24 protein-coding genes are annotated in these 20,866 nt (G+C 53.2%); 4 read left to right on the top strand and 20 right to left on the bottom strand.

Annotated features, from left to right (window positions below; genetic code table 11):
• Positions 1–7 precede the first annotated feature (7 nt).
• The 14 genes from JFQ59_RS10390 to JFQ59_RS10325 all read right to left on the bottom strand — a co-directional run bounded on the left by JFQ59_RS10390 (position 8) and on the right by JFQ59_RS10325 (position 11,378).
• Positions 8–814, bottom strand: a complete 807-nt coding sequence (locus JFQ59_RS10390; RefSeq protein ID WP_202320369.1) for a hypothetical protein — start codon at positions 812–814, stop codon at positions 8–10.
• Positions 815–830: 16 nt separating this feature from the next.
• Positions 831–992, bottom strand: coding sequence for a hypothetical protein (locus JFQ59_RS10385; RefSeq protein ID WP_202320368.1), 162 nt, complete (start codon positions 990–992; stop codon positions 831–833).
• On the bottom strand, positions 989–1,468 hold the full coding sequence (locus tag JFQ59_RS10380; RefSeq protein ID WP_202320367.1) for a hypothetical protein: 480 nt from the start codon (positions 1,466–1,468) through the stop codon (positions 989–991). Before JFQ59_RS10380 ends, JFQ59_RS10385 begins: the two co-directional genes overlap by 4 nt.
• 9 nt (positions 1,469–1,477) lie before the next feature.
• Entirely contained in the window at positions 1,478–2,077 is a 600-nt protein-coding gene (locus JFQ59_RS10375; RefSeq protein ID WP_202320366.1) for a hypothetical protein, read from the bottom strand.
• 198 nt (positions 2,078–2,275) lie between these two features.
• The gene (locus JFQ59_RS10370) at positions 2,276–3,559 is read right to left on the bottom strand and encodes a vWA domain-containing protein (RefSeq protein ID WP_202320365.1); all 1,284 of its coding nucleotides are present in this window, start codon (positions 3,557–3,559) and stop codon (positions 2,276–2,278) included.
• Positions 3,560–3,596: 37 nt separating this feature from the next.
• On the bottom strand, positions 3,597–4,826 hold the full coding sequence (locus tag JFQ59_RS10365) for a hypothetical protein (protein WP_202320364.1): 1,230 nt from the start codon (positions 4,824–4,826) through the stop codon (positions 3,597–3,599).
• Between the two features lie 174 nt (positions 4,827–5,000).
• Positions 5,001–5,909 carry a hypothetical protein gene (locus JFQ59_RS10360; RefSeq protein ID WP_202320363.1) on the bottom strand — a complete coding sequence of 303 codons (909 nt, stop codon included), beginning with the start codon at positions 5,907–5,909 and terminating at the stop codon, positions 5,001–5,003.
• Positions 5,900–6,052 (bottom strand): hypothetical protein, encoded by a 153-nt coding sequence (locus JFQ59_RS10355; protein WP_202320362.1) that lies wholly within the window; start codon positions 6,050–6,052, stop codon positions 5,900–5,902. Before JFQ59_RS10355 ends, JFQ59_RS10360 begins: the two co-directional genes overlap by 10 nt.
• 412 nt (positions 6,053–6,464) lie before the next feature.
• The gene (locus JFQ59_RS10350; protein WP_202320361.1) at positions 6,465–6,725 is read right to left on the bottom strand and encodes a hypothetical protein; all 261 of its coding nucleotides are present in this window, start codon (positions 6,723–6,725) and stop codon (positions 6,465–6,467) included.
• A 4-nt stretch (positions 6,726–6,729) separates the two neighbouring features.
• Complete coding sequence (locus tag JFQ59_RS10345) at positions 6,730–7,308, bottom strand: TSCPD domain-containing protein (protein WP_202320360.1); 579 nt, start codon at positions 7,306–7,308, stop codon at positions 6,730–6,732.
• 269 nt (positions 7,309–7,577) lie between these two features.
• Positions 7,578–9,065 (bottom strand): UvrD-helicase domain-containing protein, encoded by a 1,488-nt coding sequence (locus tag JFQ59_RS10340; RefSeq protein ID WP_202320359.1) that lies wholly within the window; start codon positions 9,063–9,065, stop codon positions 7,578–7,580.
• Between the two features lie 84 nt (positions 9,066–9,149).
• Positions 9,150–9,641 carry a hypothetical protein gene (locus tag JFQ59_RS10335; protein WP_202320358.1) on the bottom strand — a complete coding sequence of 164 codons (492 nt, stop codon included), beginning with the start codon at positions 9,639–9,641 and terminating at the stop codon, positions 9,150–9,152.
• On the bottom strand, positions 9,642–10,475 hold the full coding sequence (locus JFQ59_RS10330; RefSeq protein ID WP_202320357.1) for a hypothetical protein: 834 nt from the start codon (positions 10,473–10,475) through the stop codon (positions 9,642–9,644).
• 96 nt (positions 10,476–10,571) lie between these two features.
• Complete coding sequence (locus JFQ59_RS10325) at positions 10,572–11,378, bottom strand: DUF2080 family transposase-associated protein (RefSeq protein ID WP_202320356.1); 807 nt, start codon at positions 11,376–11,378, stop codon at positions 10,572–10,574.
• Positions 11,379–11,462: 84 nt separating this feature from the next.
• Here JFQ59_RS10325 and JFQ59_RS10320 point away from each other — a divergent pair, with 84 nt between their 5' ends.
• A complete protein-coding gene (locus tag JFQ59_RS10320) occupies positions 11,463–11,720 on the top strand; it encodes a hypothetical protein (RefSeq protein ID WP_202320355.1) in 258 nt (85 codons plus the stop codon).
• Between the two features lie 28 nt (positions 11,721–11,748).
• Here the strand turns inward: JFQ59_RS10320 and JFQ59_RS10315 are convergent, their stop codons facing one another.
• The 5 genes from JFQ59_RS10315 to JFQ59_RS10295 form a co-directional block, all read right to left on the bottom strand.
• Positions 11,749–12,084: a hypothetical protein gene (locus JFQ59_RS10315; RefSeq protein ID WP_202320354.1), complete on the bottom strand. Its 336-nt coding sequence runs from the start codon at positions 12,082–12,084 to the stop codon at positions 11,749–11,751.
• 178 nt (positions 12,085–12,262) lie between these two features.
• Entirely contained in the window at positions 12,263–12,790 is a 528-nt protein-coding gene (rnhA, locus tag JFQ59_RS10310) for a ribonuclease HI (protein ID WP_330999876.1), read from the bottom strand.
• A gap of 52 nt (positions 12,791–12,842) precedes the next feature.
• Entirely contained in the window at positions 12,843–13,616 is a 774-nt protein-coding gene (locus JFQ59_RS10305) for an MYG1 family protein (RefSeq protein WP_202320352.1), read from the bottom strand.
• A complete protein-coding gene (locus JFQ59_RS10300; RefSeq protein WP_202320351.1) occupies positions 13,617–13,898 on the bottom strand; it encodes a hypothetical protein in 282 nt (93 codons plus the stop codon).
• A 20-nt stretch (positions 13,899–13,918) separates the two neighbouring features.
• Positions 13,919–14,071: a hypothetical protein gene (locus JFQ59_RS10295; RefSeq protein WP_202320350.1), complete on the bottom strand. Its 153-nt coding sequence runs from the start codon at positions 14,069–14,071 to the stop codon at positions 13,919–13,921.
• A 182-nt stretch (positions 14,072–14,253) separates the two neighbouring features.
• On the opposite strand from JFQ59_RS10295, the gene JFQ59_RS10290 reads away from it, so the two are divergent.
• The gene (locus JFQ59_RS10290) at positions 14,254–14,790 is read left to right on the top strand and encodes a hypothetical protein (protein ID WP_202320349.1); all 537 of its coding nucleotides are present in this window, start codon (positions 14,254–14,256) and stop codon (positions 14,788–14,790) included.
• A gap of 409 nt (positions 14,791–15,199) precedes the next feature.
• On the opposite strand, the gene JFQ59_RS10285 is transcribed toward JFQ59_RS10290, so the two are convergent.
• Positions 15,200–18,778: a type IV secretory system conjugative DNA transfer family protein gene (locus JFQ59_RS10285; protein WP_202320348.1), complete on the bottom strand. Its 3,579-nt coding sequence runs from the start codon at positions 18,776–18,778 to the stop codon at positions 15,200–15,202.
• 54 nt (positions 18,779–18,832) lie between these two features.
• Between JFQ59_RS10285 and JFQ59_RS12820 the strand changes: the two genes are divergently transcribed.
• Both JFQ59_RS12820 and JFQ59_RS10275 read left to right on the top strand, forming a co-directional pair.
• Complete coding sequence (locus JFQ59_RS12820; protein ID WP_407928342.1) at positions 18,833–19,039, top strand: MerR family transcriptional regulator; 207 nt, start codon at positions 18,833–18,835, stop codon at positions 19,037–19,039.
• On the top strand, positions 19,036–20,866 hold a 1,831-nt coding region (locus tag JFQ59_RS10275), incomplete at its 3' end, for a PKD domain-containing protein (protein WP_202320346.1). The genes JFQ59_RS12820 and JFQ59_RS10275, both read left to right, overlap by 4 nt.

The following is a 20,866-nucleotide window of genomic DNA, read 5'->3' as shown; positions in this document are numbered from 1 at the left end:
AACCACCTCACCGGGGAGTGGGGGGTGGTGATCTCGTCACGCTCTCCAGAGGTTGTTTGCGTGTCACTGCTCTACCGCCTCTCCATTCTACGCCGTAAACGAGGGCTTCTGCCACCTTTCTCGCTACTTTCTCGTTCAGAAGAGCGACGTGGAGCTTTCCGTTCTTGAAGAAGACGATGTCTTTTATCACTCCGGAGAAGCTGTACTTTCTTCTCGGTGTAATCTCGTGCAGGATCCAGAACGCGTTCTCCACACTGCTAGGGATCGGTTTTGAGGGAGGGTAGTTGTTGCTGACCACTATCGCGAGCCTGTGAAGAGCTGCCAGCGACTCTACGGTGTCGTATTTGCCTATGTTGTTCTCGAAGTTGTACGTGTGTTGGAGGACCAGCTTTCTGCCGTGAAGTATCTGTCTCATTTTCTCTTCTGGTTCTTGCGAGAAGGGTAGCAGGTTTCTCGCCTTCTCGAGCACATTTTTGAGGGCTATTTCGTCTGCCCTCTGTTCGAGTGTGTGCACGACCTTTTCTGCAAAATCTCTGAAGCTCGTGTCTCCGTTGGCGAGCGCCTTCTCGAGTGCGTCTTTCATGTCGGAGTAGTACACGTAACTGTAGTTTTCGAGGATTTTACCGGTGATCTCGGACAGGATGTCTTTTTTCATCTCGTGGAGGAGGTCGTAGTATTCGCTCGCTGTGTATCTCTCCTTAGGCCACAACTGAGAAAGGGCTACATCGACGAGTAGCGTGGATTTCACGAGAATCTGGTATACCTGATCTGCCGTTTCGCAGTACGTTCTCAGGTGAGGGGGGAGATCTGTCATCTCGTCCCTCCATTTTTCACAAAAGTCGTAGTCCAAGCTTTTTCGCTGTCGAAGCGTTGAGCATCGAGTGCCAGCCTCTCTCGTTGACGACTTCGGCGATCTTGTCTCCCGCCGGACTGTCGAGCATGAGTTCGAGGCACTCGTCGAGCTTGTCGTTTACGATCTTCAGCTCTTTCACGCTACCACCTCCAGCGTGCTCTGCCTGACGTCAATTTTCTTTGGCAGCTTTTTGGCAATTTCCCTGAACGTCTCCCTGAGCTGTTTTGCCCTTTCTTTCTCCCTCCTCTCCCTCCTCTTCAAAATCTCTCTCTTGAGTTGCTTTAGCTCGAACTTCTCCTGCTCAGTCAGCTCTCTGTATTCGAGCTCTCTCACTCTCACTCCGAGCACTTTTTGAGTCAGGTTGACGAAGATGTTCGCGAAGGTCTCGTCGAGCGGTACCATGAGCGATGCAGAGTGCAGAAAGGCCACGACTTCCGCGTCGCTCACCTTTTCTTCCTCCGGTACGTCCTCACCTGCTAACTCTCTGGCGAGGATGTTCAGGCGGTGCAGTTTGACTTTTTCCGCGAGGGAATGGGGGACTTCCATGCTCTGTGCTAGGATGATGGTGGGATTTGATGCAAAGTACAGCTTTCTCACGAACTCGTCTCTTTTCACGTTCTCACCTCACAGTAAACTCACGGTGACCGTCTTTAGGATAGAGACGTCTGTGTTGGCCTCTTCCAATTTCTTCGCAAAGGTCGCGAGCTCGTGGGGTGCGGGGTCGTAGAGGTGGTACGCTGGCAGTGCCTCTCCCCTTTGAATTTGTTTTACCGTTTCGACGTCCGAGATTGACCCCGTCAGCCACACTTTAAACCACGCGTCCTCGACGAGATCGTATGCGAGCAGGGCGTCTTCGTGAATCCACGCCGCCACATACCTCTCGTTGACAATTGGGCTGTAGTCCACGTCCACTTTCTCGGTCTCGTACGACTTCTCGAAGGTGATTGTGGCGCTGTACTCAGCTACTCTCCCATCTTTTATGTCTACTTTCCAGATCGGGCCGTCCTCTCCCTGAAACTCTACGAAACCCTCTACTGCGTCTGCTATTGCCGCGAAGAACAGGTACAGGTTGGCGGGCATTTTGAACGTGTACTCTCTGAACGTGAGGTGCTCGTCTGAGATTGTGAAGATGTGGTCCATGTCGAAGGTCTCTATGGTCTCCCTCACTTTCTCGTCGTTGAGCACGAAAATGTCGTGGGACCTAACCTCCACCATGTACCCCATCCCATCACCTCACCGGGGGGCTGGTGGTGATGGCAGGGTTGGCAGGTTGTCTGGTAGCACCGCAAAAGTGCTCATCAGTGAGAAAATGAGTCACTTCCACGGCGGGATGCTGCTCCCTGCACTAAAGTGCGAGCCCTCTCGCAGTGGGGTTATGTCTCACTCGAGCGAGACACACTTGTGTTTTTTTGTCTTACACTACTAAGACACAATTCGGTGTTCTCTGAACCTCACTACCTTCCCGAACGGGATCGTCGACTCCGGAACGCCGTCGGCGGTGAGGACCCACAGTGTCGGAACTCTCGCCCTCCTCGGGAAAGTCCCGTACCCGTCCGTGAAGTATATCACGAAGCTCGCCCTCTTTCTCTCTGCGTACTCGAATACTGGCCTGAAGTCCGTCCCGCCCCCTCCCCTCGCTTTACCCATCGCCTTCAGTACATCTTTGACCGACCGCACGTCCTCCACTCCCTGAACCTCCGCGTCGCAGTAGACCAGCGACAGTTCGACGGACATCTCCCTCGCAATCTTTACTACTTCCGAGATGGCTTTGCTCAGGGACCTCTCTTCCATCGAGGCAGATGTGTCTATTGCCACTACCCCCCTCGCGTGCTCTCCGTATTCCACTGACGGGAGGAACACGTTCGGCGGGCTGCTCTTGCTCGGCCTGAGGTATGTGTAGTCTGACGGGATCGCTTTCACGACAAATCTTCGCAGAAACGAGAACAGGTCGAGCTCGGGCCTCTGCAAGTCTTTTATAGTCCTGTCCAGTCCCGCAGGTGTTTTTCCCGCCACCTTGGAGTAGTTGAGTGCCTCTGTCAGAAGCTCGTCTGCCGGTTTCACGCTTTGCCACTCTCTTTTCCCATCGCCGCCGCTACTCTCGTCGTCCGTCGTGTCGTCGCTGAAGTACATCGACTCCTCGTTTTCGTCCCCGTCGTCTCTGAAGTCGAGGTCTTTTATCTCCCAGAAGACCTCCTCGCACATTTTGGCGTGAGGATCTTCTACCACGACTGTGCGTCTGGAGTCGGTCAGGGGCACGCGGGTCCTGTTGGAGGAGAGTACATCCGGAATTATGCAACCCTGTCTAACCGTGACCGTTTTTCCGTTTACCAATTTCGTTTTCGGCAGTCTGAATCCGTTCAGCGCGAGGATGGCGTTTATCACTATGTCCTCCGCGATGTTCATCTTGAAGTGGAATCCTTTTTTCTCGTCGTCGCTGAGGTGCTCGCTCATTGTCTTCTTGAACTCCCTGGCCCTCTTTGTGTGCCCTAGGAGATAGTGCAGCAGTTCGTGCGTCAGAACTGCCACGAGCTCGTCGTCGTCGAGTTTCTCCACGAATGAAGGGTTGTACACTATCTTTGGTCCGGCGGGTTTGGGCTCGTCACTCGCCACGACCGGGATTTGCATTATGCAGTAGCCGAAGAACGGGTGCTCTCTCAGCAGGCGAATCTTGGCCTTCTGCACCCTCTCGCTGGGTGTCAACTTCATGACTTCACCTCTACCGTCTCCCACTTTTCTCCGTTCTTCATGTAAAGAACGGTAGCAAATCCACGAGCACGTTGCCGTACACGCTCTCCTGTACGACTTTCTGCGTGATCTCTCTGTCGTGGGCCTTCATGTTCGTCAGCACGAGGACGGCGAACTCGGGCAGTCTCTCCTTCCCTCTCATCTCCCTGAGGGCTCTCGCTGTCGACTCGTCCCTCGTCGATGTGTACTCCTCGAGGAGGGTCAGGTACTCTCTGAGCTTTCCGTCGTATATTCCCGTGAACAGGTGGGCGGCGAACTTCAGTAGCTTTTCACCCAGCTCTGGAACTTTTGAGAACGCACTCGTCATCGCCGCTATCGCCGCGAACTTGTTGGCCACGTCAAGCTCAAGGAACTTCTTCGGGTCGTTCAGCAGTTCCTCGATGTTCACCTTTCTCGTCAGCTCCATGAACTGCCTGAACTGCTCTCCCGCAAACGTGCCGCAGGCCTTTGCTACCGCCCTCCAAGCTGTTTCGTCTGGTTTGCCCTTCATGAGCTTCGACGCCTTCTCCCAGCCTCTTGGTGTGGGGAACACCCTCGCGTCCTCGATGTAATTGAAGAGCATGTCTTCTCTGTAGCTCAGGAAGGTTGTAATCCTCCCGTCCACGCCTTTCTCAGTTGCCCAGTAGAACCACCCCTCTCTCTTGGTGGGGTGCTTGAACACTGGTATCGCCAGCTCGACGTGAGTGAACCTCGTCTTCAGGGGGTCGGGTAGTTCGTAGGTGAAAGCCCTGTCCTCGTTGACGTTTCCGGCAGCTACAAACACGACTCCCTCTGCTATCTCGAGGTCCTGCACCCTGTGGTCGAGGACGAGCTCGTAAGCGGCGTTCTGAACGAGGGGTGGAGCGAGGTTGAGCTCCTCGAGAGCCACTATGCCCCTGATCTCTATGCCCTCCTCTTCCTCCCTCTGCTTGCTGATCTTCCACAGCCAGTCCGGGTAGTGCCACTTCGACACTCCGTTGTCCTTGTACAAGACGCCGAGGATGTCCGTGGGGTTCATGTAGGTTAGCCTCCTGTCCAGGAGGAAGAAGTGCTCCCCGTCGATTTTCGACAGGCTGGTGGTGAACTTCCTGTCGTACTTTGCCGCGAGTGCTGTTGCCGTCTCCCGGATGGTGTACGACTTTCCAATCCCCGTCCTACCCCAAACGAACAGCGGTTCACCACTCTCGTAGGCGTCCTCTATGTCACGGGCGAGTTCGTTATGATTCACGATCAGGACATCGACACTCATCACGGGGGTGATGGAGGAGCGATCGCTTCGTGTCAGCTCCGTCTAGGTAGAAGAACTGACCACTGCGATTTGTATAATTGGGTGAGGTGAAAGAAAAAAAGGGGTGACGGGCAAAAATATGGGGGGTGCCCGAAGAGGTTTACCCTGTACGGCTACAAAAACACGAAAAACGCGTTATACTGCTATTTCTTCCGATCCGTGCTTCGGGGACAGGAAGATGTCCCCCGAATCTGGATCGTACAGGATGTCGCTGGCGAAGTGGTCTGGCGTAGGTTCCGGGACGAAAGGTTCCTCGTCTTGTGGTGTCTCGTCCTGTGCTTGTATTTTTATCCTCGGACAGAATGCGTTTGGGTCTATGGGTATTAGCAACCTCACTTTTGCTATACCTTCTAGGCCTTTTATGTCCTTGTACACTATGAGGAATGGTCTTTTCTCGCCGTACCCTATTCCGGGTTGGTTTATTTTTCTTTTTATTTTTGCGATCGCTTCGTCCACGTTTGGCGTACGGCGTAGTACTGAGTTTGCCCACAATAGAAGTTCTCTGCCGTATTCCTCGTCTGGTATTTTTAACCACACTGTCCTCTCGCATGGCAGGAGTACGGGTTCGTGGATGATTCCGTGTCCTTCGATGATTACTCTCTCGTAGTTTTTATACTTCAGTCTCGGCGTAGCCTTGCTCTTCTTCGCTTCTTCGCCCACCTTACGGCGGGGGTAACCGCAGTGGAATACTTGGCACATCTGGCACTTGTGTTTGATGTTGTACATTGTGGACGTGTGCTTTATAGTGGTGACGAGTAGTAATGCTTGTAGTTCCGGGATCTCAGTGTTTTTTAGGTGGGTTGCTATAATTGCTCTCTCGTTTGGAGAGCTATAGCTTAACGCTTCTTTTACGAGCAAGTACAGATTCTGCAGCTCTGACCTCCAGTTGTAGTAGAACTGCTTGTCCTTCTCGGACACCCTTGTTGCCACGGGCGTTCTGTTGAGAGTTGCTTGTTTCTCTAGCTGCATCATTTTTTCTATTTGTCTGACCTTGGGATATTGTTCCTCGAGCTCTACGAGTTCTCTAACGATTTCTAGAACCATGCCTCGCACCTCCTCGTCACTCCTGGGATGTCCTCTCCAACCAGTCCGGGGAGCAGTCTCTTCCCGAACGCCAGTATTGCGTCGCCTCTTCCCACGAGAGCCTTCGCACAGCTAACCCTTTCAAAAACTACTTCACGTTCCACCTCCGACACCTCCTTCCGTTGTGCGATTGACAATTCGCACGAACAAATATAAGTGTTTCTCGTGTCGTCTGGGCGTGTGGGGAGCAACGCTTATATACTTCCGTGAAGGAATGGTAGTTGGGAGGGGCCGAAGAGGTAGGTGATTGGTGGCACGTTCCGACCGACACCTCCTTCCGTTGTGCGCCCTGTGGCTCCTCCCTGTAATTGCAGTTTTGACGTAAAGCTTTATATTCTCCCGTCTCTACTAAAGCATGGGGCGGGGGTTAAGAGTGAAGGGGTGAAGAAGTGGCGACCGCTCACGCCGCCGGGTTTGGCCTCACCCGCCCCTCCGACAAAAAAAAACTCGGTGGAGCGGTTTTTCTAAAAAAACGCTTCTAAATTCCGTTGACTCGAGAAAAAGGTTCAAGAAAAATTACGCTCTCTCGCAGAAGTTTTTGATCTCTTCCTTTACCGACTCCGGAATCTCGAAGATTGGGAGCAGGTTGGCCCGTATTTTGCTTATGACTTCTCCGGCGTCCCACGCCTCTTCTGAAAATAGTGTGATCCTGTGTCCTCTCCACGTCTTCCTCACGCCCCTGACTCTGTAGCCGCCTTTTCTGACCCTCTTCGTTATCTCGATGTACTCTGTGCCGCTCCACGTTTGGCCCATCGGAATTACCAGTCTGTCGCTCATGCCGTCACCCACACTTCGAGTAACCGCAACCGTCACACACCAGGCAGCCCTCTCTCGGTTGCATGGTCGACCCGCAGTCGGGGCACGCGTGTGGTGCGTACCTTCTCTCTTCGATTTCACTTTTGTTTTCGCTTTCACCCCTGTTTCCGTTTCCATTCACTTCGAAAAACTCGTTTAGTGGTGTGCTCGCGTCTGCTCCTGCTTTGGCCTTGTGAAAATCGCCCCTGAGGTACTTCTCCAGCGTTTTTGCCACCGCGTCGGCACACGATGTTATCTGCTCCCCGTCCTGCCAGGTGATGTTCGGGCACCTTATCCCTTTCAGTCTTCTGATCAGTTCCTCTGGATTCACGTCGCACCTCAAAGCGAGACTTATCATTTTACCGAGGGCCTCAGTCTGCGAGGCCGAGCAGCCGCCGCTCTTGCCCAGTCTCAGGAACACTTCCGCTATTCCGTGTTCGTCTTCGTTTATCGTGACGTAGAGAGTTCCGCACCCCACGCTGACTTCGATCGTCCTTCCTACCGTGACCCTCGGTCTCGGTCTTGGCACGATGTACCTCGGTTGGGCTCCTACCGTCTCTACCATTCGGACACCTCTTTGGGTAGCAGTCTACCCCTTATCACCCCGTAAAACTCGTTTACCTCCTCCACGACGTAAACCACGTTCTCGAACTCCACGTGCACCACCTCCTTTTTTTAGTTCCACCCGGGTCACGAACGAGAACAGTCGTTAGTTGGTTCACGAGGAAGTATCCTAACCGTTCGAAAACAGTCAACCGCCCGCCGGGTTTGGCGTTTGGTATTACTCCCGTACGAATATAAGTGTTTCCCTCCACGCGAAAAACGTTTTGGAGTTCACCTCTTTCTGAAGATCGAGAGTATCGACTTCAGGATCCCCTTCTCTTTCTTTTTCTCCGGCGGATCCAGGGTGGGAGTAACTGCGACGTTCGGGATCTCACTCACCTCCGTGGACGTGGAGGTGTGGACACGCGCGGTGACTGTGGGAGGTGTGCAGGCCGTGGAGGCGAGGGGGTCCGTGACCTCTGGGGGCGGAGCTAGGACCGCGCTGGCGGCGACGAGGGAGGAGGAGTGTGGGGGAGCGTGCACGGTGATCGTGAGGGTCACGTTTGAGTGGCGGGCGGGCGGAACTTTTTGCCAGTCCGATGTGAGTTCTTGAACGAGGGCGTCCTCCGGTAGCTTGGAGGTGACCCAGTTGGTCTCGCCCAGAATTGGTACGACGTGCAGCTCCCTCTTTGCCCTCGTCAGGGCGGTGTACCAGATCCTGTCTTCTTCCTCTGGGTGGGACGCTCTTCTCACCGCGTCCAGCACGAACACTCTCTCGTGCTCCATCCCTTTCACCGCGTGCACGGTGTCGATGTTTATGGCGTTCCAGTTGAATCCGTCCCTCTTTACGAGGTTCACTCTCACTCCGGCCTTTTTGAATAGTTCCTCGAGCAGGAGACAGTAGCGGTTGTGCCTCACGACGACGAGCCCCGAGCGGTGAGCTGCGACGTAGTTCACCGCTTCCTCGAACGTCGTGGGTTTCAGGACTCTCAGCGTTCCCTCCTTGCTCTCGTCTACTGGCTTTGACCTCTCCCTCCTGAGCTGTTCCTTTATCACCAGTCCTGCGAAGTCCCACAGTTTCTTTGGAATGCGGTAGTTCCTCTTCAGGACTTTTACCCTGTTGGAGAAGGACAGGAAGAGTTCTGGCCTCGCCCCTTGAAAGCTGAAGATCGACTGCATGTCGTCCCCCGCTGCGATTAGGATGTCCGCCTCGAAGATTGCGTCGATCACTTTCCACTGCAGTGGTGAGAGGTCCTGAGCCTCGTCCACTATCACCGCCTGAGTGTGGATCTTCTCGTCGGCCTGCAGTGCCAGCTCTAGCATGTCTTCGAAGTCTACGTACCCTCTTTCCCTCTTGAACTTCTCGTACTCTGCGAGCAGGGTACTGAACTTCTCGTAGTCGACTTTGTAGTGCTCGCAGAACCTGTCGAGTGGTGGGCGCGTCAGGTTGACGTACAGGGAGTGGAGCGAGAAGAACTCCTTTGCCGGAGAGTGTACGTACGGGTTGGGGTCGTAGTGCAGCCCCACCTTCTCGCAGAAGGTCGCCCTGACCTCGTCGTCCATCACTTTTACGCCGTGTCTTTTCCTGACGAGGGACAGGCAGAGGGAGTGCAGGGTCCTCGCCTCGATCGCCCTGTCTCTGTCCCTCCTCCTGAACTCGTTTATCGCCGCGTTCGTGTGGCTGACGAAGACGCACTCGTCGAACTCCTTCGCCTTGTTGTACAGGTAGTAGGTCTTGCCCGTTCCTGCGTCGCCGATGAGCAGCAGCCTGACCGTCATGCTTGCCCACGGGAGTGGTAGGCGGGGTGTTGGGAGAAAGTATAAAAGTGTGTGTGTTTAAGTGTCTAAACGTTTATACAAAAGTTAGGAAGCTGTGAGCTCCTGCAGCCTCGCCTTCGCTCTCTCGAGGGCGTCGACTACTCTCTGTCTCTCTTCCTCGCTGTGTGGCAGGTCCACCTCGGCGGATAGGGCCTTGTCGGTGGCGTAGATTGCCTCTCTGAGCCAGAGTTCGTGCTCCTTTGCGGTTATCGTGTTGACGAACTCCGGTCTGACGAAGATTTTGCCGTCGACCGCCTTTATTCTACCCACTACTGCGACGTAAGCTGGAGCGTCGATGCTTTTTAGGGCTACGAGGGCCTCTGGCTGATACTTTGAGCAGAAGATCGTCAGCTTGCCAGTGCCGTCGAAGATCTGGGCCTTAACGACGCCGTTTCTCTCCGTCACGTCGACGAGGACTCCCGTGACGAACACTCTCTTGAGTGCTCTTCCTGTTGCTGAGACTAGTCTATCGTTGACCTCCTTTACAGAGTAGATCTCTGCGGCGAACGTCCTCTTCGCGGGCATCCTCCGCATCATTCACACCACCTCGGTGGGGATTTCGGTCGTGAACTCGATCGACTGGGGGACCCTGTTCAGGTACTCCACCCTGACGTACTTGCCGATCAGGGAGTCGATGATGACTTGCCTCACGGCTTCGTTGTCGAACTTGTTCTTGATCTCTCTGGCCTTTTCGAGCGTGAGTCCCGTGAGGGCTTCTATGTGCTCCGGGAGGAGGGTGAACCTCCTCGCGACTCTCCCGTTGTCCACGACGACTCTCGCCTCGACCCTTTCGACGGGCTCCTCTACCTTTCCGTGCTCTGTGCACGCGCCCCCCTTGAGGGGCGTGCCGCACTCTGGGCAGCGGAGCACGTGACCGCTGTTCTTGGCGACGCTCACGACGACGCCGATCATGGTGAGCGGCTTGACCTCGATGTCCTCCTCCAGTTCTCTCGCGGTGGTGTTCTTGGTCACGAGCAGGCTGCCGTCCTCGTTCACCATGACGTTCTTGAACCGGTACACCTTGCCAGCTTCGAGTTCTACCTCTGCGTTGCTGGTCAGGATCATCCTCGCGTGTCCCGTGTCGTCTCCCACCCTTGCGAAGGCCTTCGCCTTTCCCTTTCCTTTACTGATACTCAGGACTTTGGCGACGATCGTGACGTTCGTCTCGCTACCGTCGATGTCGGCGATCTTCTTCGTGGCGTCCTTTATCTGCACGCCCTCTTCCTTGAACTTCTTTATGACTGTCGCAGCGGCCTCCTTTTCTGGAATTCTGAACTCTTCGATGAGCGTTTTTAAGATCGTTCTTACTCTTTCCTCGTACTCCTCACCGACGACGCTCACGACGTGTTTTACGACTTTATCCAAGCTCATTTTTTCATCACCTCGGTGGGGGGTTGGTGGCTGTCCGAGGACTCGCGAAAAAGTGTAAAAAAAAGAGCGAGTGGAGAGTTTTGAGAGTGGGCGCTCTCACCGGTGTGTGAGGAGGGCCAGGACCTCGCGACCTATCCATCTGGCGGGGACGTATATCCCCGCAGAGGTGCCCGCCTTCTTCGGCGTCTTCACCACGTAGTCCTTACCCTCTACCCCGTTGAACCTCAGCTTGACCCCCGCCTTCGTCAGCTCCTTGTCCGTGACGAGTTTTGTCACGTCTGCGGGCGTCACGTCTACGCTCTTGCTCTGGTGGAATATCAGCCACAGCCCGAAGTCTTCCGTACCCTCGTCCCGCTGGACGAGCGTCGCCACCACGTCCATTCCGTTCTCGTCCCTCGCTCTTAGAGTTTTCTCTCCCACCCTGTGGATGTCCGCGGTGTCGAATCTGAAGTGTAGGCTCTCGGTTACGTCGCCCTCGTCTCCTATCTCCGAGCTGACGCTGGCGTTGCAGTTCGTACAGCGGTACGGGTACGCGTGAGGTATGTAGCAGGCGTAGTACTCCTGCTCGTGTCCACAAAACGGGCATCTGGCCCTTACGGGCTTGCACTCTATCGTGTACACCCTCGCGTCGCTGTACTTCGTGACGTTGTCCTCGACTTCCATGCTGAAGGTGAGCATGAAGGCGGGGGCGAGGTTCTCGAAGGCGTCTATCAGCGCGGGATCTGGGTCTATCTCCAGGTACTCTTTACCCTCTTCGTCCCTCTTCACGGCTTTGAACTTGTCGGACCTCAGGGAGAGCTTTATCTCCACGCCCGCTGCCGCTAGCTTTTCGTAGTTCTCCGCCAGAATGGAAAGAAGATCTGGCGACGGTTTCAAACTCAACTCGGAGTTCTCGAGTCGCATAAGTATCATATACTTATAATATTATAAGTTTTTCCTTTTTCGGCCACTGAGGTAAACTTATATCCTCTTGGGAGTATACGAGACGTGTACGAGGAAGTCGTAGTCTCTCTGGAGGAAGTTCTATCCCGAAATCCAGATCCGGAGATTTTCACCCAGACTCTGGACATGCTCGACGACCTCTATGGAACGGTGCCCGACACGCTGCCGGTGGTGTTGCTCGCGTCGTGCGTGGGGTATGTGATTGAAAAGCTGGGCGAAGGGAGTTATCGGGTTGTGAGTGTCAGGTTGGAGGGAGACAGTTTGGTGTTCAGGCTCAGGAAGTTGTGCGAGGAGACGGTGTAGGTGACAGGAACAGAAGAGGTGGAGAGACTCAGGCGCGGATGTATCTAAGCTTGCGGTATTGTTTTTTCCTTATCAGGTTGACGAACGCTACCTCCTTCGCTCTGTACTGTAGCTCCAGCTCCTTGATTTCTGGACAGTTCTCGCAGTCCCCTTCTTCTTGGCTGTCGCAGTGGTCGCATGGCGTGTGCTTGAAGAAGGAGAGCTCGTCGCACTCGGGGCAGTAGAAGAACCTGTCGTCCCTTCTGCGTCTGCTTACCGGGATTTTTCTTATTTCTTTCTCGCCGACGAGTTCCAGCGCAATTGGCACTGGAACGTGTCCGCCGCTCGGCAGCTCTATCAGGTCGTAGTACACGAACTCACTCATTTACACGTCACCTCCGTTTGGGGTTGAGGGAGGTGTCGGCGAGGGAGTTGTCACGGGGTGTCGCTTCGAGTGTCGCCGCGGTTTCTTTCGTCTCGTATCTGTCTTCTCGGGCATTCTGGAAGTTCCCAGCAGTATGGTGATGCCAGATCGCACGAAAACGCACACGGTAAGAAGTAACTCATCGTACGACCTCCTCGTGAGCTGTCACGACTTCTCGAAGTTCTCGCACCTGCTCGTCCTCGCAGGTCTCCCTGAGTCGCTGAGCTGGTTTGGACATGTACCTCACTTTCTTTTCTTTGGCACGGCAGTACTCCTCGTACGCCTCCCTGCTCAGCCTGTCCGCCACCTCGTTCTGCTCCCTCGGGACCCATTCAAAAGTGATGTTCTGAAAGTTCTTCGCGAGCTCAATTGCTTTGAGGTAGTACGGGTAGTACATTCCTCCCTTCGCCCTCCAGGTGCAGTTCATCAGGTTGATGACGAGCTGACTGTCGCCCCTGACGACGATTCTCTCACTGTACCCGTTCTCCAGTAGCCATTCCAGTGCTGCTACGAGCCCTGAAAACTCTGCCACGTTGTTGGACATTCCTTTACCCTCGCCAACAACTCCGTAGCCTTCGTGGACTTTGCGGTTGTCGATGTAGACGACGAAACCATATGCACCTACACCGCCCGGATTCCGGGGCTCGCAGAGCCCGTCGAAGTACACCGACACCGACACGATTATCGCCCCCTTCGGCCATTAAAAATAACGGGAGAAGTTATTCAACTGCGTGGAGTGTCGCTTCTTCAATGTGTTCTGGATCCACGACGGCCATGAAGCCGGTGGCGTGCACGAAGTGCGCCGGAACCCTGTCCCTGATGCGGTTGAAGTCCACTTTTGGATGGTCGTCGACTCTGGTGAGGGTCCACGCGCCTTTAGTGCGCTGGTTGGGTTGGATGACGATGGCGACATCTGGGTGCACTTTCTTGACGAATCGTATGGGTATGTTGTCGTCCACTCTGGCGACCCTGAGACCCTTGACCTCGAAGACTTCAGCGTGCCTTGCCTTCTTCAGAAACTCGGTTTGTTCTTTCAAGAGTTCAATGAACTTACTGCCTATTGCTATGAGCATATCGTGCAGCAAGTCACCTGGTTTGACGATCTTTGCCTCGCTGAATAATCTCAGTATCACCTCGGCGATGGGGTCTCTGAACTCCGGCAGTCTAACGTTCCACTTCTGCTGACTCTTGAACGGACCCATCGTGTCCCAGTCGCTGACCCACTGGAGTTCGTCGATGTTGTCGATGTCTATCTCTGGGAAGAATTTTCTCAGAACTAATATCAGAGAAGCTGGAAGCTCAGCCGAGTGGTGGTGGTCGAAGAACCTCTCACCGTCGTGTTTGCCGCCGATATCGACGACGATTGCATTATTAATGTCCTCTGGAACCTCGCTGACTCTATGTACAACTGCACTTGGGAACTTTGTCAGAATTACTGACACGGCCAGAAACTCGTCGGAGTGTGCAAACCCTCCATGCGTTATAATTTCCATTTACACATCACCTCCGGTAGGGAGAGGGGGTTCGTCTTCCAACCAGTATATTCCGATAACTTTGAATTCCCATGTGTTCGGTTTGATGGCGATTTTTGCTTTCAGTCTGTGGTTCTCCGCCTCGACCACGTAGTCCATCCGTTTCCCGTTCCACGTGACCTTAGTCGGAGACATGTTCATTCCGTGAAGGTACCTCGAGAGGTTGATCAGTACTGTGTCTGGTATGCCGTCGATGGCTTTAGACGGGTTCAGGGCGAGCGCGATCCAGTTCTCTGAGACCATCTCCCTCACCTCTTCGTGATCTACTCTCTGGCGAAAACTACGGCCGGGTAGAAGGAGAGCAAGTTGTAAGGGGCCGTGCAGGTATGACACCTCACGCGGAGAGCGTCTTCCGGAAAGTTGAGCGCCACTCTGAACCTCTTACCGCAGCAGAGACACGTGACCTCGTGGTACACGATACCACCTCGGTGGGGACGCGGGAGAGGTGGCCTGCGGGTCTCCGGAGTTCGACGGCCCTGGCGTCGAGACGTGGCTTCGGTCCTTTGTCGCGTCTGCAACCTCGCGCCCGTGCGAAAAACTACGAACGTGGGGTAAAAACACGAAAATAGTTATATGGTCTTTGGGCGAAAGTGAGACCGTGTACGACAGGGCTTTTGTCAACAAGGTAGTGGTGGCTATACTAAAGACGGGGGAGAGGATTTACGGAGTTCTTACCTCCTACGACTCGTCTTTCTTCTACCTCTCGAACTGTTGTGTCCTACGCGAGAGCGTTCTGGTCGAGACGGACTTTGCCATACTAAACCGCGGAGAAGTGAGGGGATTGGCCTCCGTTGAGAAGAGCGTCGTTCACGGGGTCGACGTTAGGGAGATCGTCGTTCGCAGTGTGGAGGAGAGGGGCGTCAGCTCGGTTGACTGGAAGAGTGTCGTCAATCGAAGGGTTCACGTTCGTGTGGGTGATGTTACTTTCGACGGGACGTTCGTGACCGTCTTTGAGGGGGCAGTTGTGCTCAGGGATGTCGTTGGCAGGTTGGGACTCGACGAGTTTGGGGTACTCGCTCTCCCCCTCGAACACCTGGTGTACCTCTCCGCTTACTCCGAGAGGAAGGTGTACCTCAAGGTAAAAAACAGGAGTCGTAAGGAAGAGGTACGACCTATAAGTGTGGTCTCGGTGTGACTTGCCCTCTCCTCGAGGTCGACCACTTGGTCGACGGTAGACTGGGGTTACCTTATGTCTGTGGGGGTATTTTCGTTTTCGGTTTTGCGTAAGTTGTTGTAGATTTACCTGCCAGATAACTGTTTTTCACTATGTTATTCTATAGACTAACATACGTTCGAATTACGAACTAAGCCCTCGTTTTTAGGGCAGAGTACTATGTTAGGCCGTAGTGTAACATAGGGAGTGTAGAGGCTGGATAACTGTTTTTTACTATGTTATACCATAGAGTAACATATCAGTAACTATGTTGGGCTATAGTATTACATATTGAGCGTCGGGGGGACGCTTATTCCTCAGTTGACTCTCTGCGACGAGCCTGGGTGATTGACGAAAATCGACTATATGGTTTTTTTCAATAAAAAAGTTTTTACGAGAAGGTGAAATCATCTGGGAGTTTCTTACACCTGTAAGTACCTACCGACAAGTCCCCCTTGTATATAACGAGGACGTATACCTTACCGGGGACGCGGGTGGGCAACAGTTCATAGTTTACTCCAGGCTCACGAAGCATGTTCTTTACTTTCTCCACGGTTTCTTGTGCCGCGAACAGCGCTACTTTCTCTCCGTTAGGTAGGACGATCACTTTGTCCTCTATGAAGAAGAAATCCACATTCTTCTTTTCGGGCTTGTCTTTCTTTGGTAAAACGTCGGCAGTAGTGCTATCCTCCTCCCTCTCGTACGCGGGACCGTCAGTTTTTGTGAGAGGGGGGGCGCTTGTCTCTCGATCGCTGACTTGTGGACCATCTTCGATGGATTCTAACTCGTCGCTCGGCAGGGGCGATGGTATCGAAGGTTGCCGTGAGTCAGATGGAGCACTTTCGAAAGTTTGTGTGGGCGTTCTGCACTCGTCCACTTCCGAGGCGTGCTTCTGTGTACTCGTACCGGAGTCTTCAAACCTAATCTCTACTATCGTACCATCCCGAACGATCTTCGCTCCGGGCACGTTCTTGTATTTGTCGAGGAGCTTATTTACTTCGTCCTCGCCCAATAGTTCTTTCATTGCTTCAATGTCGAAGACTATTGGAGCCGTTGGTTTCTTTACTAATGCGTCTTGTTGCCTTTCTGTTTGAGAAATAGGCGAAGGAGGAATAGAGTGAGAGGCGACTTCTCGAGGCTGATAGGGGTCGTCGTGTGTCTCTTTTTTGCCTTTTGACGTTTCAGAGGGTGGGGCGTAGAATAGCTTAACCACTTCCTTCCCTCCAAACTGAGTTATTTTTCCCGTCACTTCGTCGAGGAGGAAAACCGTCACGGGTCTAGGCTCAGATTCGTTGTTGTAGTACTCTTCTAGGGCCTGAGCTACGTGTTTGACGTTGCTCCTGTGTACCCAAATGTGGATCTCTGCGAAGTCGTTGACAGAGGACTTTGTCAGATTTCTAAGGACGAACTCCTTCCTCGGGTGGGCTTCTATCTCGACGGCTATTGCCTTGGAATACTCGAGCTTCATCCCTCTAAACGGGATGACTACCATGTCGGGTCGGTCTTCGGAGATCGTCAGCTTTATCGGATTCACGCTGTTGTCCCTCACGAGGTAGTAATTGATTGCCTGATCTACCAGCTCTTTTCCCTCTTTTGACGGAGCTGAAGGGTAGAACAGATTGTAGAAGTCTTTTTTAATTGAGAACTCTGGCGTTTTCGAGCCCGGAACGTTTTCGATGTAGTTTTTCTCGAGGAGTGCGTATACTGCCTTGTTGACGTGTTTACTGCCCACTGGAAGGAGGGCCTTTATTCTCGCCGTCGACAACTGGCCTTGCTGGGCGATTAGCGTCATAATCTTGTGGGCTATGAAAAAGGGGGGTTCAATGTACTTCAAGACGGGGCATATCACTTCCTCCAACTTGGGCGGATTGGACGTTGAAGGCGCGTAGAGGGTCGTACATATTTCGCTTCTCGCAGGTGTCGTTTCTACCTTGTCTATCTTCGCCAAGATCGGCGGCAAGTCTTCGTTGGGAGGCGCGGGAATCTTTACTACAGCCTCACCCGTTCTCAAGTGAGAGACGAGTTTCTCGATGTCCCTCTCGAAATTGGGATCCAGTCTCTTGAGTACCTCGACATCCAGTCCCCCGACCTGAAAAATTACTTTCGTGGCGCAGTTGGTGAGGATGCTCTGGAGGAGGGACTCGTCGATTTGTTTCGTGTGCTGGTGGGACAGTACGAGGTGCAGCCCGTACTTTCTCGCCTCGCTGAGTATGGTCTCTACCGTAGCGAGCCCCTGCAGGTTCTGAAACTCGTCAATAATCGTGTATATGGGAATCCTGTGATTCACGGGGCGTGAGATTGCGTAGTACCAAATGTAGAGTAGGATGGTAGCAGTCAGGAGGGATGAGACTATCTCGCCCACTTTGGCCTTGGGAACGCTGATGGCTATTATCTTCTTCCTCTTGATAAACGAGTCAAATGGGATGGTTGTCTGACTCGTCAGGGTTCTCAGGACGGCGTCGTTGGCAAAAGGCTCGAGTCTCGCGAGAGCTGAGATGAACGACTGCTCTGGCATGTCTCTCAACACTCTCAGTTGCCTCTCGAACTCTTCGTCCTCTATTTCGAGGTTTAATGCTCCTGAATAGAGCATTAAGATCGTCTTGTACATCATGCCCAGCGTTGGAGAGTCGGTTTTAGTGTAAAGGTACCTCAGTACTACTCTGAGCAGGTAGCGAACGTTCACTGCGTTTTCCAGTAACTTGAAGACATTGGTGAAGAGACCGAGGAGAGCATCAGTGGCGAGAGTTATTGCCAAGTCCCTGTCGAGGTGAGGTGGTAAGTCGAGAGGGTTAAAAGCGAAAGGAGAATCGATAGGGTGGAGGTATATAGCGTCTGGGATCTCTCTCGCGATCTCTTCCGCAAAATCGCCGTGTGGGTCGATTACAATTATCGCTCCAGGTCTCTGTTCATTCAGTCCGTGAACGAGGGTTTTGAGAAAGGTCGTCTTGCCGCTTCCACTCTGACCTATAACGTAAAGGTGTCTCTCCAACATCTTAGGAGTGAGAAACACCTCAGCACCGTCTGGGGTCCTTCCGATTGTAAAACTGTCTTCGGTTTTCTTGACAGTAATGCGCGTTGGTAGCTTCCTCTCGGCGGTAAACTCGACGGGGTGGATCTTGGGATCTGGCATCCTGAGCCACGAGGAGATGATCTTTTGCGTCGAAGTCAGGTTGGTGTGTCCGATAATCCCACCGACGAGGAGGTCTTTTGCCGTTAGCTTTGGTGGTCTGACTTTGTCGAGAACCTTCAACCAGTCGTCGAAGAAAATTTTTTTCCAAGTTATTCTCTTGTTTATCTTCGTCGTGAGGTCGTTTGCCACGAGGTCTCTTTTTTTCTTGTCGTCCGAGAGGACCATGACTCTTACCAAACACGGAATTTCCTTTATCACGTTCTGCAGGTATTTGAGAAGCGGGTCGAGGGGGTTTTTGTCTCCGATGTGTTTTATCTTGCTGCGGATGAGGTAAACCAGCCTTGGATCGTTTGAGACGCTGACTAAAACGGCAACATTGTCCGGAGCGGTGTCGAGCGTCCCCATGATGTCGTGAACGGCAAAGTCGAAGTCAAGGAATTCCTTAGCAAATATTCTCTTAAGAGCCGCCTCTTTTCCGTAAATCTTCGTTTTGACGTATATGTCGTTCCCTGTGGCTTTCATGTACGCTACGTCTTCGTCGGTGAGCTGAGATCTGTCGAAGAGCAGAGGATACTTGAGCTTCGGGTTACCGAAGTACTTTAAAGTGGAGAGTGGCACATCGGCAGACACGTAGGTCTTTATTTGGTCGTCTTGCTTGAGGTAGAGGAACGTAAATTTTGGCGGGAGGGACCTATCTACCGTGAGTTTGTGATCGATAATTGGAGTAACCTCGTACCACTTTTGTCTGATGTTCAAATTTAGGGGTTTTCCTTTGCTCGACACAATCTGGGGTGCGAGCTCTGTTTTTTCGAGTGGCGACGTAATCCTAACTGTCCCCATCGGGTATATAACTCCGAATATCCTTTTATAGTTTTTCGCAGTATTGTATCGGTGATGGTGAGTGACGGTAACGACTCAACGAAGAAAGACGTTAGACTATACAGAATGAAAGAGGCGAGTGAGATCCTCAACGTTTCGGTTCACACTTTACGTAGGTGGTGTAATAAAGGGTTAGTGAAGTGCATACGCCTTCCAAACAACCACAGGCGTATCCCTGCCGAGGAAATAGAGAGGATACTTAGTGGGGGGAGAGACGAATGATGGACGCACAGACCTTCGTGGAGACGATATTTAGCTGGGGGCTTTACGCTGGGGCGGCCATGGCGATAGGGCTCTTCATTTTGGCGACCATCTACAGGGCTATGGGCAACGAAAACTACAAGCGAGCGTACTTGGCATCACTCATTGCTTTAATTTTGGCCGTGTCCGGGTGGGACGCTGTAAAACAGTTAGTCGGTACGGTGGACACTAGCCTTTTCCCGGAAGAGTGGATGATCTACGCGATAGCGGGGGTATCTTTTGTCGCGTCTGTTATATACTTTAGTCTTGGTAAGATAGAAGAGGGGAAGTGGCAGCTTTTTGCCACTGTGTTGTGCATCGTCTCTATCTCCCTGTTCTCAACTCTCGCCGACATGGCTGGTTCGGGGAGCGATATGTGGTCTGGGCAGGGATACATCGTTTACATCACGACGAAAGACAGCTACATCAAACCGGGAGACACTGCCACGTTCAAAGTTATTGCCGACAGCCCCAAACCTCCCTACGAGTTCGTCATAGACTACGGGGATGGAGTGGTCGAACAGTACTCTTCGAGCAGCAATTCTATAGAGGTCACGCACACGTACGAATCGGAGGGATCGTACGCCGTCGTGGCTACGGTTACGGACGGAGACGGAATTACGGGTGTGGGGTACGCGGGAGTTGGTGTGAGTCCAGGATACTCTTTGCCTTTCCCATTCGGGGCAATAGTGGATTTCGTGCAGAACACATTGTTTTCGTCGCTCGGAGGGATGATAAACACGCCAATACAAATGCTCTACTACGCGCCTTATTTCAGGATTTCGGACGACAACATGTACTATCAGTGGTACAAATCAGTTACGACGATTGCGATGGGCGTTCTGGGTGTGTACCTGCTTCTCCGCTTTGCGTATTCGGCGATGCACGGAGAGGACCCCGGTAAGGAAATCGTCGTTGCTCTGAAAGACGCGATAGTCGTGGTCATTCTAATGGTGTTGGCTCCGTACATATACAACATCTCGGCGGGGGTTCTCAACTCGATCACGAGCATTTCAGCTTCGCAGATCGACCTCGGATGGGTGTACGGCGGTTTGGCAGGACTTGCTACGTTAGGAATGGTAATCGGGTACTTCACGCCGGGGTTCGCAGACCTCGCAGCATTTGCAGTAGTCGCCTGTTTGATCACGCTAATAATGGGCATGTTGAGGTACTGGATTATCTACAGTATGATCGTCGCGTCACCGATTTTGCTCGTGTCCTACCTACACCCCGCGTTTAAGAGGGTAGTCGGACACTACCTGACTCTCCTCAGTGGGCTCTTACTCGCCGGACCAATTACTGCAATAGGCTTAGCAATGATCACGAACAGTCTCAAAAATTCGGATATCGCCGGATTAGTTGCGTACATGCTATCGGCTCCCATCGTATCGGGGCTCTTTCCGTGGTTGATTGGGATAATGATCTCCGGAAACATCGTCGGTGGTGCCCCCATGCTCGCGGGATTGGGTGCACGAGCCGTTGGCAGAGCGGCGATGTTATCTGGCAGTTCTGCCGCCGTGGGTGTCGCCGCAGGTGCCACTGCGAGTGTCGCCGGTAGGGCCGGAGCTGGTACGGTGCGAGTGACGAATGGTAGCGTAGGCGGAGCAGGGGGCGTCGGCACGACTACCACGACGGTAACATCGAATGTTCTTAGCAGGGCACAAATTCAGTCAGTGGGGAGTGCGCCACTACCTCCCTCGAGTGCATTTCCAAGAGGGTCGAGTGCAATTGTTTCGAGAGGGGCGGGTGGCCTCCCGGATGTAGGCTACGCACCGTCCACGAGGGCCACGTTAGCTGTCCGCGAGCAGG

This window comes from Archaeoglobus neptunius (assembly GCF_016757965.1).
Lineage (GTDB): Archaea > Halobacteriota > Archaeoglobi > Archaeoglobales > Archaeoglobaceae > Archaeoglobus > Archaeoglobus neptunius.
This window is presented reverse-complemented; position numbering and strand designations above follow the sequence as displayed.

What these genes read in the sequence shown, in the direction of transcription:
- JFQ59_RS10390 (WP_202320369.1), bottom strand. Translation starts at nt 814, where the DNA reads ATGACAGATCTCCCCCCTCACCTGAGAACGTACTGCGAAACGGCAGAT.
- JFQ59_RS10375 (WP_202320366.1), bottom strand. Translation starts at nt 2,077, where the DNA reads ATGGGGTACATGGTGGAGGTTAGGTCCCACGACATTTTCGTGCTCAAC.
- JFQ59_RS10370 (WP_202320365.1), bottom strand. Translation starts at nt 3,559, where the DNA reads ATGAAGTTGACACCCAGCGAGAGGGTGCAGAAGGCCAAGATTCGCCTG.
- JFQ59_RS10365 (WP_202320364.1), bottom strand. Translation starts at nt 4,826, where the DNA reads ATGAGTGTCGATGTCCTGATCGTGAATCATAACGAACTCGCCCGTGAC.
- JFQ59_RS10360 (WP_202320363.1), bottom strand. Translation starts at nt 5,909, where the DNA reads ATGGTTCTAGAAATCGTTAGAGAACTCGTAGAGCTCGAGGAACAATAT.
- JFQ59_RS10350 (WP_202320361.1), bottom strand. Translation starts at nt 6,725, where the DNA reads ATGAGCGACAGACTGGTAATTCCGATGGGCCAAACGTGGAGCGGCACA.
- JFQ59_RS10345 (WP_202320360.1), bottom strand. Translation starts at nt 7,308, where the DNA reads ATGGTAGAGACGGTAGGAGCCCAACCGAGGTACATCGTGCCAAGACCG.
- JFQ59_RS10340 (WP_202320359.1), bottom strand. Translation starts at nt 9,065, where the DNA reads ATGACGGTCAGGCTGCTGCTCATCGGCGACGCAGGAACGGGCAAGACC.
- JFQ59_RS10335 (WP_202320358.1), bottom strand. Translation starts at nt 9,641, where the DNA reads ATGATGCGGAGGATGCCCGCGAAGAGGACGTTCGCCGCAGAGATCTAC.
- JFQ59_RS10330 (WP_202320357.1), bottom strand. Translation starts at nt 10,475, where the DNA reads ATGAGCTTGGATAAAGTCGTAAAACACGTCGTGAGCGTCGTCGGTGAG.
- JFQ59_RS10325 (WP_202320356.1), bottom strand. Translation starts at nt 11,378, where the DNA reads ATGCGACTCGAGAACTCCGAGTTGAGTTTGAAACCGTCGCCAGATCTT.
- JFQ59_RS10315 (WP_202320354.1), bottom strand. Translation starts at nt 12,084, where the DNA reads ATGAGTGAGTTCGTGTACTACGACCTGATAGAGCTGCCGAGCGGCGGA.
- JFQ59_RS10305 (WP_202320352.1), bottom strand. Translation starts at nt 13,616, where the DNA reads ATGGAAATTATAACGCATGGAGGGTTTGCACACTCCGACGAGTTTCTG.
- JFQ59_RS10300 (WP_202320351.1), bottom strand. Translation starts at nt 13,898, where the DNA reads ATGGTCTCAGAGAACTGGATCGCGCTCGCCCTGAACCCGTCTAAAGCC.
- JFQ59_RS10285 (WP_202320348.1), bottom strand. Translation starts at nt 18,778, where the DNA reads ATGGGGACAGTTAGGATTACGTCGCCACTCGAAAAAACAGAGCTCGCA.
- JFQ59_RS12820 (WP_407928342.1), top strand. Translation starts at nt 18,833, where the DNA reads ATGGTGAGTGACGGTAACGACTCAACGAAGAAAGACGTTAGACTATAC.